This is a genomic window from Pseudoalteromonas rubra, assembly GCF_000238295.3.
Taxonomy (GTDB): Bacteria; Pseudomonadota; Gammaproteobacteria; order Enterobacterales; family Alteromonadaceae; genus Pseudoalteromonas; species Pseudoalteromonas rubra.
Window position 1 is genome coordinate 160,358 of sequence record NZ_AHCD03000026.1, and the last position, 17,204, is coordinate 177,561.

The window sequence follows — 17,204 nt, forward strand, 5'->3', positions numbered from 1 at the left end:
CTAAAGTACCTTATTTAAAAGTGGGTGCGCTTTATCGCCCGCTTCAACAATGTTTTGAGTTCGGATATTTTCAACAGTTTCAATGGCTATACGGTTCTCATCTATACCGAAGCCGTTGCCTGCAAGAATGTTTTGATAACTTTGCGTGTGTAGATCGGTAAATCCACCTGAGAATTCTAACTCTTCAGTGTTGTCACCATCATTAATGGTGATACTTCGGTAAGTTAGCTTCTCACCTTGGATAGCGTTCTCTGGTAAGTTGTTGGCATCGATTGATAAAAACCACTTTACACGCGCTCGTTCATACTCCAGATAGCCACTTGATGTTTTCTCATCTCTAAAGTGCACTTCATTGCTTTTCAACTCACCGAAGATGAAGTGCAGCATGTCATAAAAGTGAACACCGATATTCGTTGCTACACCGCCGGACTTATGATCAAATCCTTTCCAGGATTTCATATACCACTTACCACGCGAGGTCATGTAAGTTAGGTCTACATCGAATACTTTATCTGCTGGAGCCGCAGCCACCTTTTCTTTTAAGGCAATAATAGATGGGTGCAAACGTAATTGAAGAATAGAATTTACTTTAGCGCTATATTTTTGCTCGTACCCTTTTAAAACATCCATATCTTGTGAATGTAGAACTAATGGCTTTTCACAAATAACATCAATACCATTTTTTAAAGCGTACTTCATATGCGGTGCATGAAGGTAGTTAGGGCTACAAATTGCGATGTAATCAAGCTTATTACCTTGTAAAGCCTGATCTTCAACATACGCTGTGAAGTCTTCAAATTCAGTGAAAAACTCAGCGTCTGGAAAATGACTATCCATAATACCTACTGAGTCATTAATATCCATCGCAACAACTAAGTTATTTCCGGTATCTTTTATGGCGCGAAGGTGACGTGGTGCGATGTAACCCGCCGCACCAATTAATGCAAAATTTTTCATGCTACAACAAGTTCCTTAAAGTCTTATATCTGCTTCAGATGGTTTTAATACATGTTTAACATCGTACAGTACGTGATTTTTCTTACCAAATGACCGCAGCTTCTTTTCACCCATTTTCTTCAACTCTGAGTGGTCGACTGCAAGCACAATACCATCGTATTTACCCTCATCTAACTCATTGATAAGGTCAATATCGTATTCGTGCTTCACTTCCTCTGGATTTGCCCAATCGTCGTATACGTCTACCGACATATTGAAGTCTCTTAATTCTTTAACAATATCGATAATCTTTGTATTGCGAACATCAGGACAATCACCTTTAAAGGTAAACCCTAATATCAGTACCTTTGCTTCATCAATATGAATTTTCTTACTGGATAACTTCTTAACTAATTGAGTAGCAACATATTCCCCCATACCATCATTAATACGACGCCCGGCTAGAATGACTTCAGGGCGATAGCCAACTTCTTGGGCCTTGTATGTCAGATAATAAGGGTCGACACTAATACAGTGTCCCCCAACTAAACCAGGTTTAAACTTTAAGAAATTCCATTTAGTCCCTGCTGCATTTAGGACCTCTTCAGTATCAATACCCAGGCGATTAAAGATTTTTGCAAACTCATTAATAATCGCAATATTCAGATCACGCTGCGTATTTTCGATCACCTTAGCAGCTTCAGCCACTTTGATAGAACTTGCTTTATGTGTTCCAGCCTCGACTATCGTTCCATATAATGCATCGACAAAATCCGCAACTTCAGGAGTCGAACCCGACGTAATTTTCACAATTTTCGTTAGCGTGTTAACTTTATCACCTGGATTAATACGTTCGGGTGAATAGCCTGCAAAGAAACCTTTGTTGAACTCTAAGCCTGACACCTTCTCTATAATTGGCAAACACACTTCTTCTGTTGCGCCTGGATAAACCGTCGACTCATAAATGACAATATCATCTTGTTTGACAAACTCACCGAGCATTTCTGACGCTTTTTGCAACGGTGTTAAATCAGGTGCGTTATTATCATCAATTGGAGTCGGGACAGTTACTATGTAAACCGTGCTGTCTGCCAGTTCGTTTTTATTGCTAGAAAAACGCAATGATGCTGCAGCTTGCAACGCATCATCTGACACTTCCAACGTTGAATCGTGGCCAGATTGCAACTCTTCAACACGAGCAGAGTTAATGTCAAAACCTAACACATTAAACTTCTTCGATAACTCAACTGCCAATGGTAAACCGACATAACCTAAGCCGATGATGGCAATTTTAGTATCCCTTGTTAGATTCATGACCAGATCCCCTTAGTATCAACGATCAAGCCCTTAGGGGCTGAAATTTGTTTAAACTGTTTATGATCAACTAGCATTACATGAATATCCGCCTCTTGAATTGCAGACTCAAGATTAGCCAATTTAGCAGTGCCAAGTTCTTTCTGATCACAGTCAATGTTGGGCTCAACAGCTATGGTTGGTCCTTGATGCATTTTTGAGATGCTGTTCATAATCAGCATCGCGGGGCTTTCTCGCAAATCATCAATATCGGGTTTAAACGCCAAACCATAACAAGCGACTGTGACATCTGAAACTGTTTTACTTGGATTATTCTGTAAGAAGTCAGAAATTGCTAATTTCACTTTATTTATAACCCAGTCAGGTTTTGAATCATTGACTTGTCTTGCAGTATGGATGATCCGCGCTTCGTCAGGTGTTTTGCTTACGATGAACCAAGGATCTACGGCTATACAATGCCCCCCTACACCAGGACCAGGCTGAAGAATATTAATACGCGGATGGCGATTTGCTAACGAAATAAGTTCCCAAACATCAATGTCTAATGTGTCGCAAATTACCGAAAGTTCATTAGCGAATGCAATTTGAACATCCCTGCAAGAGTTTTCAGTTAATTTGGCCATTTCCGCTGTACGTGCATTCGTAGTTACACACTCCCCCTCTACAAACGTTTTGTAAAGTTCGATAGCCATATGAGAGCACTTAGCTGTCATCCCACCTATTACACGGTCATTTTCAACCAATTCACGTACAACATGACCAGGTAACACTCGCTCAGGACAATGCGCAATACGAATATCTGATTCTTCCCCGTTCTGTTGTGGAAATGTTAAATCAGTTCTTGATTCTGCAAGCCATTCAGCCATTTGCTCAGTCGCACCGACAGGCGAAGTCGACTCAAGTATAACCAAATCACCTTTTTTCAAAACGGGGGCAATAGCTAAGGCAGCAGACTGGATATAAGATAAGTCAGGCTCAGGTATTTCAGAGTTATTGTTTTTAAAAGGAGTAGGTACAGCAATAAGAAAAGCGTCAGCAGCTTCAGGAACCGTTGTCGCTTTCAGATAGTTTTCTGTGACGGCTGCATGAACAATCATATCGAGCTCAGGTTCAACTATGTGAATTTCACCTCGGTTAATTGTATCAACAGCATGTTGGTTAACGTCAACACCGACTACTTTTTTCTTTCGAGAGGCAAACATTGCCGCTGTAGGCAAGCCAATATAACCAAGGCCGATAACCGAAATTGTATTGAAAGACATGGTATCCCTTTTTCTAAAGTCTGTATGCTATAAGCGAAATTTGAATTTAAAGTTGTATTAATTAGCTAGCTAAGATATCACAAATACGTTGACATGCATTGCCATCACCATAAGGGTTATGCGCTCTGCTCATTTCAGTGAAACTAGCTTCATCTGTTAGCAACTTAGTTAAAGATGAGGTGATTAGCTCTATATTTGTGCCAACCAACTTAACAGTGCCAGCCTCAACCGCCTCCGGGCGTTCTGTAGTATCTCTCATTACCAACACCGGCTTACCTAAACTCGGAGCCTCTTCTTGTATACCACCAGAGTCAGTTAGGATTATGTGAGCACGGTTCATTAAATAAACAAATGGTAGATATTGTTGAGGTTCAATTAGATGAATATTATTAATATCTTTTAAGATGCGGTTTACGGGCTCTCGTACATTGGGGTTCAGATGCACAGGGTAAAGGATCTGTGTTTCTGGGTGGGCCTTCGCTGTTTGAGCTAAGGCTTCACAGATACGCTCAAAACCACCACCAAAACTCTCACGGCGATGACCAGTTACTAAGATAAGCTTTTTTGATCGATCTAAAAATGGGAACTGAGCATCAAGCGTTGATGATAAACCGCTGTCTTGCTCAATTTGTGTCTTAACCATTAATAAAGCATCAATCACAGTATTACCCGTCACAAAAACATTTTCCTCATTGTAGTTTTCTGCCAATAAGTTATTTTTGGATGTTTCTGTTGGAGCAAAGTGAAACTTAGTTAATGCACCTGTCAGCTTTCTGTTTGCTTCTTCTGGCCAGGGCGAATAGATGTCACCTGTTCGTAATCCAGCTTCAACATGACCAACTGCAATTTGCTCATAGTATGCCGCAAGGCTTGCAGCAAAAGTAGTTGCCGTGTCACCATGGACTAGTACAACATCGGGTTTAAACTCTTTTAATACTGGTGTTAGCTCTAATAAAATACGACTGGTTATTTCTGGCAAAGTTTGCCCAGCTTTCATCAAGTTTAAGTCGTAGTCAGGCGTGATTTTGAAAAGCTCTAAAACCTGGTCTAGCATCTCACGGTGCTGTGCGGTGACACACACTTTAGCTTCAAAACGCTTGTCCATCTCTAGAGCATGTACAAGAGGTGCCATTTTGATTGCTTCTGGCCTAGTGCCGAAAACTGTAAGAACTTTCACAGGTGTTCCTTTATTTTATTGGTGCATATTTGTGAAGAAACGTTGTGGCTTCTTCTGTTACTTTCTATTTGAAATAATATGAGTTTCAAGACTTTAAATAGTCAGACTATTAAATCTTAGCTATTGCGTTCACTCTGTTGCTTCGACAAAATAAGAGCTATCACTCATCTCACAAACTCATAATTTCTTACCTAAGCCTGCCCGGCTTAAGCTGATGTTGCCATGTTATTTTAAATCCTGAGACAAGCTCAGGATCGCAAGGTTGCTATTTGTCTGATTTATATTCGTAGTTGTAGTAACCATAATAGCCATAGGCATTACTGGCTTTTTTCACTACACCGTTAAATACAACGCCTTTCACGTCTATGCCATTTTGTTCGAAACGATTGCGCGTAATTTCTAGCTCCTTTACGTGGTTTTGCCCAAAGCGAGTGACGAGTAAAGTACTTCCCGCATGAGCGCTAACAATAGCAGGATCTGTTACTGCTAGAATTGGTGGAGTATCAATAATGACAAGATCGTACTTTGCGCTCACTTCTTCAATCAATTTGGTAAAATTAGCGTGCATTAGCAATTCAGATGGATTCGGCGGTATTTGACCTCGGGTCATTACTTCTAAGCCTTGAACTTGGCTTTGCTTTATTGCTTCCTCCAGGCTGATCCTACCCGATAAGTAATCACTTAAACCATTGTCCCATTGCATCCCAAATTGGGTCTGCAGATAGCCTTTACGCATGTCTGCATCAATGATAAGCACTTTCTTATTACTTTGTGCCAAAACCGTTGCTAAGTTAACCGAAATAAATGATTTACCTACGCCAGGACTGGGGCCCGAAATAGCTATTACGTTATTTTTAGCTTCCATCATTGCAAAATGCAGGCTTGTGCGAAGGCTTCTTAACGCTTCTATAGAAAGGTCTGCTGGGTTGTCCATAGCAAGAATTGATTTCGCTTTAGCCGTTTTACCTTTACGTGCTTTAGCAAAGCCAGTTAGTTTAACTTGATATTCAGAATAAGGTACACTCGCATAGACTGGCAGGCCCAATGCTTCGATTTCACTAGGATCTTCAATACCTTTGTGCATAGCCTTTTGGACCAATACAATGCCCACTGCCAACATGCCACCGAGCATAATCGCCATGACAACAATCAGTGCTTTTTTGGGTTTAACTGGTTTTGAGGTGTTAACTTCAGCCAAGTCTATAACACGTACATTACCAACTGTACCTGCGCGTACAATATCTAGTTCTTGAGTTTTGGCCAGTAACAAAGTGTAGATTTCATTATTGACTTCGACATCTCTGGTTAAACGTAGCAACTCTTGTTGTGTCTCTGGTAACACTTTAACTTCTGCTGCTAAGCGTCGCTTTTGATTTTCTACCGCTTCAATCTGCTCAACCGCAGCTTGATAGCTTGGATGGCTTTGCTTAAATTTGCGCCCAAGCTCAAGCTTTTTCAGCTCAAGCTCTTGCAGTTGAGTCTCCAGCTTAACCAGTTGCTTTAACACACCTTCGGTTTCCAACGTAATGTCCACAGACTGCTGCTTTACCTGGTAGTCGTTAAAACGTTGTTCAGCTGCCTCTAGCTGCTTCTTAACTTGTGGTAACTGATATTCCAAGAAGTCTAAAGACTTTTGTGCTTCCGCACTGCTACGCTCTACATTTCGACGCACATATATGTTCGCCACTTTGTTGAGCACTGCTTCGGCATATTCTGGATTGGGATCTTGTAAACTTAAGTTAATTATACCCGAATCTTTGCCTTTTTCGCTTGCACCAATGGCCGCTTGCAAGTCTATAATCGTGTTTAAACGATCACGTTTGACCAAGGTAAATTCGGTATCAGGACGGGCAGTTAAGGTTTTAAGTGTCAGAGTGAATGTACCATTTGATACCTCTTCTCCCACTGCCCCCTCGAGAATAACCTCATCATTTCCACCTAATAATTTGAATCGATTATTTGCAAGCGTTACCAAAGTAAACTCTTGATCAATTGCGGTATTTGGAACTGAGAATTTAAAGATATCAATTTTTTCGCCACCCCACGCATAGCTAGATGCTGCGAAACTCGGCTCGGCCAAATCCCCCGGCTGCATAGGTGTAAATTGACGAAACGCACGGCCGCCGACTATTGGGTAAAGCTTTGGCTTTGCTACGATATCTAACTTAAGGCTATCGACCGCCTCACCAATAATGCTCCGTGATTTAAGTAGCTCAATTTCAGTGACTGCAGCAGAAGTACTTTCAAACATTCCCCCCAGCTCGTCAAAACCAGGAACTGAGCCCCCTTTTTCTTCAACCTGTATCATTGCCGTGGCTTGATAAACAGGTGCGCTAAAGACAGCTACTGCGACACCTATTATCATGAACAACACTGTTACACCGAATATGAATAATTTGCGGTCGAGTAAAGCACCTAGTAATGCCATTAGATCGATTTCTTGCGCTTGTTGTGTGGTTTGCTTTGGTTGCACTCCACTCAATAGGTTTGATTGAGCATTCATTGACTCTTTCATCCTTATAAATACTTCTGCCAAGCGCCACACGCGCTATCGATTAAATCATATACATGCTCGAAAGCTTCGCGGCTTTGACGGTATGGGTCAGGTATTTCTTTATCTCCTAACCATTTCCCTAGCAAGAATGTTTTTCCTCGTGCTTGCGGGTAACGAGAGCAAAGGTCTTCTAGATGACGCTGCTCCATCACCAATATCACACTGTTCTGGGCAACCAATGATGTGTTAACTTGCTGCCCTTTATGCGCAGACATATCAATGCCATTTTGCGATGCAAGCTCTTTAGCCATCTGATCTGCCGGTTTATCAACTAAAGCCGTAAGACCCGCTGAAGCTACTTTTATATCTCGGCCTTTGAGTTTATTCTTCAAGACATATTCTGCCGTGGGGCTACGGCAAATATTCCCGGCACATACCATTAAAACACTATCAAACATGAATTTTCACACTATTGATTGTCGATATCTTGTAGTGCATCCACTGTTGCAAGTGAAGGCAATAAGAGACTGATAACTTTGTTCCATCTAGCAAGAGGGGCGCTAGTAATATAAACGATATCTTGTGGCTCCAGTTCAAACTGTTCTGCCAACACTAGAGACGCTATATTTCTGGCATGCAACTGATATACATCTGCAACAACACCATCGCTGTCTAAATCACGTTTACGCAAAACAAAGACACCATTAGCGTCTGCAGTGCGTTCATTAATCCCGCCCACCTCAGAGAGCGCCTCTGCGAGACTTAGACCATAGCGATTAATGCTGACTTTACCTGCTTTGGTTACATCTCCCAGCACATAAACATTTCGCTTATCATTGCGGTGCACGTGGATGAGATCTCCATGTTGCAACAATCGGTTTTGAGAGATATCACCGTTACTATAAAACTCGTCAAGCTTGATCTGCTCTGTTACATTGCCACGAGTAAAGTTCACGACTTCCCAGTCAGCGTGTTCGGTCAATCCACCCGCCTGGTTTACTGCGTCAATCAAGGTAAGCGGGGTCTCAGTAATAGGTAACACGTTAGGCTTGTTTACCTCGCCGGTGACGTAAACTTTCTGACTTTTAAAGCCCACAACTTTAACATCAATTTGAGGGTCTTCGATGACTCGACTCAACCGTTCTACCAGTTCAGCACGTAACTCGGTAACAGTGCGACCTGCAGCCGGAATATTCGGCGCATAAGCAAAAGTAACGGTGCCATCAGCCTGAATTCTGAAACCATCAAATTCAGCAGTACGTTGAACTGCAGCTGGAATTGTTAATTCTGGGTGGTCCCAGACACCGATAGTAAGTACATCTCCGACACCAAGGCGGTATTCAAAACCTGATACATCAACCCCTTTATTAAGCTGAATAGGTTTTATATCACCTTGATTTTGATTTCTTTTGTATTCCTGAATGAGTTGAGCATCAATCAAATGGATATTGATATTCTCGAGGTCATTTTGCAAACTTGCGGTCTGCTCACTTGAGCTTATTCCTTCAAAATGGCCGCCGGGAACAATCGAACAGCCAGTCATTGCAAGAAATAGAGTAGAAGCAATGATAGTTTTACAGCTTAGCGCCATTATTTTTTCCCAAAAATATATAGTTATTTCTTTCAGTTCTTAATGGTGTGATATTTCGCAGCACCAATTAAAGCATGCACGATTGTTAATCGCAAGTGACAAATCCACCAATGCCCGCGCTGCTTACCCTGGAGGCTTTGCGATGCTCTCTTTTACTTCTGCAGAATTCATAAATGAAGACCTACTAACTTAAAGTACCAACTCCACAAACTTTCAGTTAAAAAGGGCTTCTATCCCACTATATGACCCAAATATTACCACATCGAGACTATCATATTCATCCGACCAAACTAAGCGCAATGCTCCTTTAGACGACAGGAGTATTCGGCTATTCGTTTTTCTAGATAACGCCAAAAATACCTGAGGAAAAATAAACATCGTGTCCATTCAACCCTAACAAAATCACCCTAAAGAATTAGAACTCACATTAACATAGCGTTTAATTAGTTCGTAAATCGCAATAAAATACAAGCACTCTCCCTAAGGGATACTTGCTCATAACATGTCACCTTTTACTGCCCGTGTTAGCAATGTAACCAAACTACAAAGTGCTGAGTCTTCAAAGCTTTCTACCAGAATAAAGTATAAATCATACAATCACTAAGCTAAGATGAAGTCAGAATCGGAGCAAATGAACGAATATTGTGCGCTAAGGACTACCTCTGGCACTACAAGGGCATAGATAGGATAGAGTAGTTTCACATCCTTGAACCCAATATAAGTCTATTCAGACTTTATATCGTATGACTAATTGCTTTCCATGCACGGACTTTTCAAATTGAGAACCCAATAATGATAGGCTTTATTATACTAACTTTATCACTTGAGTCTAGCTCCCAGCACTGAGAGTTCACTCACCACGCTGCGTGTACATTGAGGGGAAGAGTGTTAAGCGACCCATACCACACTCCCCATCGAACTCTTGCACACACCCAAATTAAGGCACCAGAGTAAACTCAAACCGTGTTGTATGAACACTCAAAGAACGTTAACTGTAGAAGTCTTTGTACCAATCCACGAGCCTTTTAACGCCTTCTTTCACATCAACTTGAGGTTTATAGCCGGTTGCCTCGAACAGGTCGCTGGTATCCGCATAAGTTTTATAAACATCCCCAGGCTGCATGCCTCGAAAATTCTTATTCGCGGTAACGCCCAGCTCACTTTCTATTGCCTCGATGAAATCCATTAGATTGATTGGACTGCCATGCCCTATGTTATAGACACTATAAGGTGCTGAACTGCTAGCTGGTGTGCCTGATTCTACTTTCCAGCCCGTACGTCTATCTGGGATAACATCTGCGATTCGAACCACTCCCTCAACAATATCATCGATATATGTGAAATCTCGCCACATATCACCGTTATTGTTAACATTGATAGGCTCTCCATTGAGTATCTTATTTGTAAAAATAAATGGGGCCATATCAGGCCTTCCCCAAGGTCCGTAGACGGTAAAGAAGCGTAAGCCTGTTGTCGGCAGGTCGTATAAGTGAGAATAGCTATGCGACATCAATTCATTCGATTTCTTTGTGGCTGCATACAAAGAAATTGGATGATCAACCGAGTCAGCTGTACTAAATGGCGTTTTTTCGTTTAACCCGTATACAGAACTAGAAGAAGCATATACTAGATGCTTTACCGCATTTTGACGGCACCCTTCAAGTATGTTCAGATGTCCAGTCAAGTTACTTTCAGCATATGCGTGAGGGTTCTCTAACGAATAACGCACCCCAGCTTGTGCTGCTAAGTGAATAACTTTGTCAAACCCTTGTTCAGCAAACAACTGTTCAATCAAGTTGCGATCCGCTATATCCAGCTCAATAAACTTAAATGCCTCTTCATCAGACAGCAATTTCAATCTTGCGTGTTTAAGTTCAACACTGTAATAATCGTTTATGTTGTCAACACCGACAACATCATGCCCTAACTCAACCAACTTTTTGCTGACTGCAGCACCGATAAACCCTGCTGCGCCAGTAACTAGATATTTCACATTAAACCTTTTTACTAATCGATACCGAATAAATCTCTGGTGTACACCTTGTCTGCGACATCAGCTAGATCATCAGACAGTCGATTCGAAATAATCACATCGGAAACAGATTTTAGCTCTTCCACTGTTTTGACAACTTTAGAGTGAAAAAACTCGCTCTCAGTATAGGTTGGTTCATAAATAACCACCTCAATACCCTTAGCCTTAATTCTTTTAATCACGCCTTGAATTGCAGAAGCCCGAAAATTATCAGACCCGCTTTTCATCACTAATCGATATACACCGACTACTTGAGGGTCTTTCTTAATAATTGAATCAGCAATGAAGTCCTTTCTGGTAGTGTTAGCATCCACGATAGCCTGAATTATATTATTCGGCACATCTTTATAGTTGGCTAACAATTGCTTGGTATCTTTGGGTAAGCAATAACCACCATAACCAAATGACGGGTTATTATAGTGATTGCCTATCCGAGGATCTAAACACACCCCTTCAATAATTTGCTTTGAATTCAGACCATGAGATTCTGAGTAGCTATCAAGTTCATTGAAATAGGCGACACGCATCGCTAAATATGTGTTAGAAAACAACTTAATAGCTTCAGCTTCGCTCGGGTCAGTGAACAGAATATCTATATTTTCTTTTTCAGCACCCTGTACGAGCAACCTGGCAAATGTCTCTGCTCTTTCAGAGCGTTCACCGACAATGATCCTGGAGGGATGTAGGTTATCGTAAAGTGCTTTACCTTCTCTTAGGAATTCAGGGGAAAAGATAATCTGTTCACTGTCGAACTTGTCCTTAATCGACTCTGTGTAACCAACAGGCACTGTTGACTTAATTACCATAACGGCGTCAGGGTTAATCTCAAGCACATCTTTAACCACGCTTTCAACTGACGACGTGTTGAAGTAATTCGTATCGGGATCATAATCCGTTGGTGTTGCAATGACTACAAACTCGGCACCTTTTAATGCTGAAAATTTATCTGTTGTCGCAACAAAGTCCAGAGACTCATTTTGCAAATACTCAGAGATGTGCGCGTCTTCAATCGGAGACTTTCGCTCACACAGCAATCTTACCTTTTCGACATCTATGTCTAGAGCAGTTACTGAATTATTTTGGGCTAGTAAAAGCGCATTAGACAATCCAACATAACCAGTACCCACGACAGTAATTTTCATTCTAAAAAAACCTACTTTACAGTTAAATCAACCAACTCTATCGCTAGTTCAAAAATATCATTGTAGCAAACAAAGTAGAGGCTGTAATCTTCTACTTCAGATAACTCACCGTATAACTATAGCCCAGTAGTTACGGGGCATATATCACATTCATGCTGCTTTTTCTCGGTGCTCACGACCCTATAACTCCTGGCTGTGTAGACTGGCTATCCAAACAAGTTAACGACTTTAGGTGGATACTGAGTGGAGCGATTGACGTGCAACTATGCTTAGAGTTCTGACCATAAAAATGATGCAGCTAAGCTCATGTGAGCAACATCACTCGCAAATTTACATACTAAATGCGACCAGTCAGAGCTTTGTGATATACATTAGTTAAGATAAGCATCATGCTTCGCCATTTTACAGTTAAAAATGCATTCCCGACTAACTACTCACTAATACCACTATAAAACAATGGATTATATCAGCGCACATTAAATATTAGTGCGAGTGTTCTCAGAGAAGGGCGCAAAGTCAGTGACTTCATGAAGTGTTTAAAAAACAACTTATTTCCTTGCAACCTGTATGCCCTTGCCAACACATGTTGCAGTCTCGACTCAAAAATACTGCGTTGCTTTTTTGGCAAAGCGTTCAGGTCTTCTTTATACTTATCAAGCAAGTAGTTTACGGTTTCAATATGCTTATCCACATTACCGGTAATTTGACCTTTAACTGAAGAATGCACCGTGTAGATTAAATTGAATTGACCATCCCAGCATGCTTCGCTGTGCTTAAGCATTCTGATCCATAAATCATAATCCTGCAGTGATTTTAAGCACTCATCAAATCCATCCACAAGATTAAATACCGATCTTCTGACAGCTACGCCTGACGTAGACCCTATAAAATTACCGCTCCAAATAGACTCCGCCTGCGCACTATGGCTACTCTTTCGATAACAAGTATCCAGGGCCGTATCTTTGACGAATTGCTTTCCTGTATAGACAATTCCAAGCTTTTCGTTCTTTTGTAGCACTTGTTGCTGAATTTCAATTTTATTCTCGAGCCACACGTCATCATCGTCTAAGAAATGAACGTACGCTCCCTGAGATTCATAAACCCCGAGGTTTCTGGAGTAATTGCCCCCTTTAGGACTCTCGTTATAGATATACAAGAAACGTATATCGTGAGCTGTTGCTGTATTTTCAAAGTCGCTCAATACTCTGTCCGATAAACGAACATCAGAGAAATCATCAACAATAATGAGCTCATCTGGCTTTAGAGTCTGTTCAAACACTGAGTTAACCGCACGCTGCAGGTATTCAACTCTATTCTTAGTGGTTATTACGACTGAAATGCCCATTATCTAAGCCTCTTGTATGCAATTTTCTGAATAAACTTAGGTGAAACTCTCAAAATAAAAAATGCACCAATAAAAATCAGATCAGAGATTCTTTTTGAAAATTCAACGTAGGCTAGATACTTAAACCTAACTTCATTGAACACCTTCTTAATATTCCTTCTTTTGAAAAAATTCTTATCCACGCGGAATTGTAGAAGAGACTCGTTCACATTTGAGAAAACGGCGCCCGCCTTCATTAACCTCAACCACAGCTCATAATCTTGAGTATTCATGAGAGAATCGTCATATCTGAAGCCCTTCTCTCTAAACCAGTTTGCCTTGATCATCACTGTCGGGTGATTGACTGGGCATCGCCGGACTATCTTATCCTTGATCTCAACGTGTTTGGCGGTCATTGACTTGTATTGCTTAAACTGACCAAGCTCATCAATTTCAGTCACATCTGTGCCTAGCACATCAACATTAAATTTCTCGATATAACTCAATTGCTTAGTAAAGCGTTCTGGTTCTGAGATATCATCGGCGTCCATGCGTGCTATATAACGATAATTTTCACGACACACCTCTTCAAGCAATAAGTTCAGACGACTCGCAAGCCCCCGATTATCATCATAAAAGCGTATAGACACTTGCGTGTTCAAGCTCACGTCTTCCAAATAGGCTTTTACCTGCTCTGAAACAGGGCCGTCAACAGCGATGTAGAAGTGAAAATCTTGGCAAGTCTGATTTAGAATGCTCTCAACAGATAACTTCAAAAACTCTAACCGGTCCGCTTTATATACTGACATCAGGACGGCAATCTTATTTGACATGATTCAACTCCAGCTTAGCTCCCAATTCTTGATCGAAGCTTTGAGGTGAAAAGCATCCCAGGCCATTCTCCGGAAAGTTTGTTAACTCACCAAAATAAACCTTATCGTCTAATACATAAAGGTCGACACGAATAAAGTCGAAGTCTTTAGATAAGTTGGTCGCAATTTCCACAGCCTCATCGAACAAGTTTGGCTTGGCAATTTTTTCGCCCTGCTCATATTTGAACTTTACATCTAGTAGTTCAAAGTGACGATTATACAAATTCCGGGAATGTGAACTAAATCGATCTAGGTCTACTTGCACCAACTCTACACGTCCGTTCAAACAAAAAAACTTATAGTCTGGTGGAACGTCAGACTCAAAAGTAATGAACTCTTCAACGACCAGTTCTCTGGGGGTATTTTTATATACCCACTCACGTCCCAGTAAGTAGTAGTCATTTTTCTTCCACTGCTCTGTTTTCTTTAGTACAAATTCATAACTATGAATTTTCTTATCAACAATGAGCACCATCTGAGAACCATGTCGAGCCTTTATGACAAACTTATCAGGCAGGCTCTCCCAATCCTCTTTCATGAGCACTTTGCCACTCCACAACAGGGGGATCAGCTCAACATTACTCTTCAAAGTTTCAACGTAATCTCTCACTAGCAGGCGATCTGCGGAAACTTCCCTCAGAGACTTTTCTTCCTCTGAAATCAAACCACATTTCTTACGCAAGATCTTCTCATTGAAGCTGTGACCATTTAAATTTGGGAATTGCTTGCGATAAATAATGTATTTCAATACAGAAAAAGTTCTGTCCGAAATAGGCTTAAGTAAAAGTGCTACTATAGATTTTAAACGCAAAGTTTCCCCCCAGGATAAGCTTCTGTTTTACTAGGAAGCTTCACTGACTTACTCAAAATGAAGCTCAGACAAATAAACACCCCATAGGCTGAGCTCAACTCATAAGAAAGGTGCCACTGAATTAAAAAGTACACAGTTAATAAATAAATGTAGTCTAGGTCAGGTTTCAAACCTAAAAGCTTATATATTTTCGTAAAAGAGAGAAAAATTATAAACCAAAACACGCCGGCAAGGACAAAGCCCCCGACGATCAGCATCTCTAAAGAAAGGCTATGTGGATAAAAACCAAGCAACACGGAATAAGACCGCAGGCCAAAGCCATAAAGCTGTTCGGAAACCAGTTCAAATACACCTACATAATATTTATACCGCGCTTCTTCCTCGATAGAGAAAATCAACCGCTCCATTTTCGAAAGAAAGAAAGTGGATACAGATTGGATCTGTTCCCAATACAAAACTAACACCGGCGTAAAGCATAATGCCAAATAGGCAATATGCCGTTTTCTTTGATAGCGAAAACTCATGAAAACAAGTATCAAAAAAGTACCTAATAACACGCCTCTGGCGGGTGTCGTCAGCATAGAGACCAACAGGAACAAAAGAGCGAGTAATATTACTGCCTTTTTTAAGCCACCATTCGACCTCAAGAGCATTAAATAGGCACCGATCACTGCCATCCCAATTGGCAACGCCAAATTGAGGTAGCTCAGAGCGCCGGCGCTAGATGCCTTAATAATGCCAACCCACTTAAACAAACAAAACGCCAAGCCGTAGCATACGGAAAGCTTTAATAAGAAATCGCCGGACGTATCTGTCTTGTTCGCAAAGTAGACGGTAAGAAATACGAACATGACGATGCTAATGAGCTTCATTGCATATGAGGCATCGGGATCACTGTAGCCCTGCCAAAACGACGACGTTAATAAAGCAAAAAAAAGTGAAAATATCATGAGGGCCAATAAACCCTCTTTATCAACTTTGAAGTATTTGATGCCAGTTATTGCAATGGCAACCCCGATTGCCAGGCACAAAAAATTTAACACTGGGCTGAAAAAAAAGAACTTCATGGATGGAAGAAACAACGCCATGAAGATCCACATCAAAACCAGGTTAGATAGTATTACTTCAGCACTGAACGAATAACGTTTACCCATTCCGATTCCCACTTGGATTTTGAAAACGCCTGTTTGACCGTCTTGAACCCGTTGTTTTGATACTCTTTCAGTTTTTCGCGGTTTTCGATGAGCGAGGTAACTTCTGCTTTAAAAGCTTCCAATGTCGGCGGTACCAGTGAGCCATTGAACTGATTCAACACTATGTTTGTCATACCACCAACATTCGATGCCACCACCGCACAATTCGAAGCCATGGCTTCTAACAGAGACAATGACGTGCCCTCAGACCCAACTGACGGAACGAGGGCAATAGCATAATCTGAATGAAACTCTAAAGACTTTGAACTCTCAAAGCGAGTCATTAAAATCCTTTCGTGGCTCTGCGCCAAAGCTTCTACGGCCTGCTTTTTAGGTCCATCCCCGGCGAAGTGAAACTCCACATTTTCGTACTTTTCAACCAAATAGCGCGCCAGCGGGATTGCAATATCAACCCCTCTTCGTGCGACAAATCGACGAGCAAAGACAATTTTAATTCTATCGCCGGATTTAGCAAAAGGCGCGTCTGGTATGTCTGTGAAATTAGGGATCACATACACATCTTTTGAAATTTGCTTGGACGACCTAAACGTTCTGTACCAATTTAGAAAATTATAATCAACACAGACTGCAGCTGAGGTATTTTCAAAAATCTTTATCGCTTTATACCTTTGCATCAGTTTATACAGCCAAGTGAAACCTGCATTCACCATGAGCTTTTTAATCGGCGTGTGCATCGCCTCAGTATCGAAGCCGATCCCATGCTGAATGTTTATAGACTTAAAGGTATTTTGAGGCAGCGAGTACTGATCAGATCCCCAAATAAGTAGTGTGTCAGCAGGAGAAAAGCGCTCTTTAATTGCGTTCATTGTTTGCTTAGGGTTGATCTTCCCTTGCGTATCCACGCCCCTAACAATGAAATGCTCAGCTTCTATTTCAAAGTTTCTCTGCGCACTTTGGTATATATAAGCTTTAACACCAAAGTTATCATGGATAACTTTAGACAATGCGCTAAGGTATGTTTGGATACCTCCGATTGTTATCCTCTCACCATCCAACGAATACAACCGATCAATCAAAATAATAAAATGCTTCATA

At 41.1% G+C, this 17,204-nt stretch carries 14 protein-coding genes; all 14 read right to left on the bottom strand.

Translation table 11 applies throughout. From position 1 onward, the window contains the following. A complete protein-coding gene (locus PRUB_RS03400; RefSeq protein ID WP_010383595.1) occupies positions 1-957 on the bottom strand; it encodes a Gfo/Idh/MocA family oxidoreductase in 957 nt (318 codons plus the stop codon). A gap of 15 nt (positions 958-972) precedes the next feature. Then, positions 973-2,250 carry a nucleotide sugar dehydrogenase gene (locus PRUB_RS03405; protein ID WP_010383596.1) on the bottom strand — a complete coding sequence of 426 codons (1,278 nt, stop codon included), beginning with the start codon at positions 2,248-2,250 and terminating at the stop codon, positions 973-975. Next, positions 2,247-3,512, bottom strand: a complete 1,266-nt coding sequence (gene wecC / locus PRUB_RS03410) for a UDP-N-acetyl-D-mannosamine dehydrogenase (RefSeq protein ID WP_010383597.1) — start codon at positions 3,510-3,512, stop codon at positions 2,247-2,249. Before wecC ends, PRUB_RS03405 begins: the two co-directional genes overlap by 4 nt. 61 nt (positions 3,513-3,573) lie before the next feature. Next, positions 3,574-4,689 (bottom strand): non-hydrolyzing UDP-N-acetylglucosamine 2-epimerase, encoded by a 1,116-nt coding sequence (wecB, locus tag PRUB_RS03415; RefSeq protein ID WP_010383599.1) that lies wholly within the window; start codon positions 4,687-4,689, stop codon positions 3,574-3,576. Between the two features lie 265 nt (positions 4,690-4,954). After that, positions 4,955-7,192 (bottom strand): polysaccharide biosynthesis tyrosine autokinase, encoded by a 2,238-nt coding sequence (locus PRUB_RS03420; protein WP_010383602.1) that lies wholly within the window; start codon positions 7,190-7,192, stop codon positions 4,955-4,957. A 14-nt stretch (positions 7,193-7,206) separates the two neighbouring features. Further along, positions 7,207-7,641, bottom strand: a complete 435-nt coding sequence (locus PRUB_RS03425; RefSeq protein WP_010383603.1) for a low molecular weight protein-tyrosine-phosphatase — start codon at positions 7,639-7,641, stop codon at positions 7,207-7,209. An 11-nt stretch (positions 7,642-7,652) separates the two neighbouring features. After that, positions 7,653-8,774 (bottom strand): polysaccharide export protein, encoded by a 1,122-nt coding sequence (locus tag PRUB_RS03430; RefSeq protein ID WP_010383604.1) that lies wholly within the window; start codon positions 8,772-8,774, stop codon positions 7,653-7,655. A gap of 988 nt (positions 8,775-9,762) precedes the next feature. After that, on the bottom strand, positions 9,763-10,767 hold the full coding sequence (locus PRUB_RS03435) for an NAD-dependent epimerase (protein ID WP_010383606.1): 1,005 nt from the start codon (positions 10,765-10,767) through the stop codon (positions 9,763-9,765). Positions 10,768-10,781: 14 nt separating this feature from the next. Then, positions 10,782-11,948: a nucleotide sugar dehydrogenase gene (locus tag PRUB_RS03440; protein WP_010383607.1), complete on the bottom strand. Its 1,167-nt coding sequence runs from the start codon at positions 11,946-11,948 to the stop codon at positions 10,782-10,784. A gap of 466 nt (positions 11,949-12,414) precedes the next feature. After that, positions 12,415-13,293, bottom strand: coding sequence for a glycosyltransferase family A protein (locus PRUB_RS03445; protein WP_010383609.1), 879 nt, complete (start codon positions 13,291-13,293; stop codon positions 12,415-12,417). Then, positions 13,293-14,105, bottom strand: coding sequence for a glycosyltransferase (locus tag PRUB_RS03450; RefSeq protein ID WP_010383611.1), 813 nt, complete (start codon positions 14,103-14,105; stop codon positions 13,293-13,295). The genes PRUB_RS03445 and PRUB_RS03450 overlap by 1 nt, the downstream gene beginning before the upstream one ends. Then, positions 14,095-14,955 carry an ATP-grasp fold amidoligase family protein gene (locus tag PRUB_RS03455; RefSeq protein WP_010383612.1) on the bottom strand — a complete coding sequence of 287 codons (861 nt, stop codon included), beginning with the start codon at positions 14,953-14,955 and terminating at the stop codon, positions 14,095-14,097. Before PRUB_RS03455 ends, PRUB_RS03450 begins: the two co-directional genes overlap by 11 nt. Further along, positions 14,946-16,109, bottom strand: coding sequence for a hypothetical protein (locus PRUB_RS03460; RefSeq protein ID WP_010383613.1), 1,164 nt, complete (start codon positions 16,107-16,109; stop codon positions 14,946-14,948). Before PRUB_RS03460 ends, PRUB_RS03455 begins: the two co-directional genes overlap by 10 nt. Then, positions 16,076-17,203: a glycosyltransferase family 4 protein gene (locus PRUB_RS03465; RefSeq protein WP_010383619.1), complete on the bottom strand. Its 1,128-nt coding sequence runs from the start codon at positions 17,201-17,203 to the stop codon at positions 16,076-16,078. Before PRUB_RS03465 ends, PRUB_RS03460 begins: the two co-directional genes overlap by 34 nt. Position 17,204 lies beyond the last annotated feature (1 nt).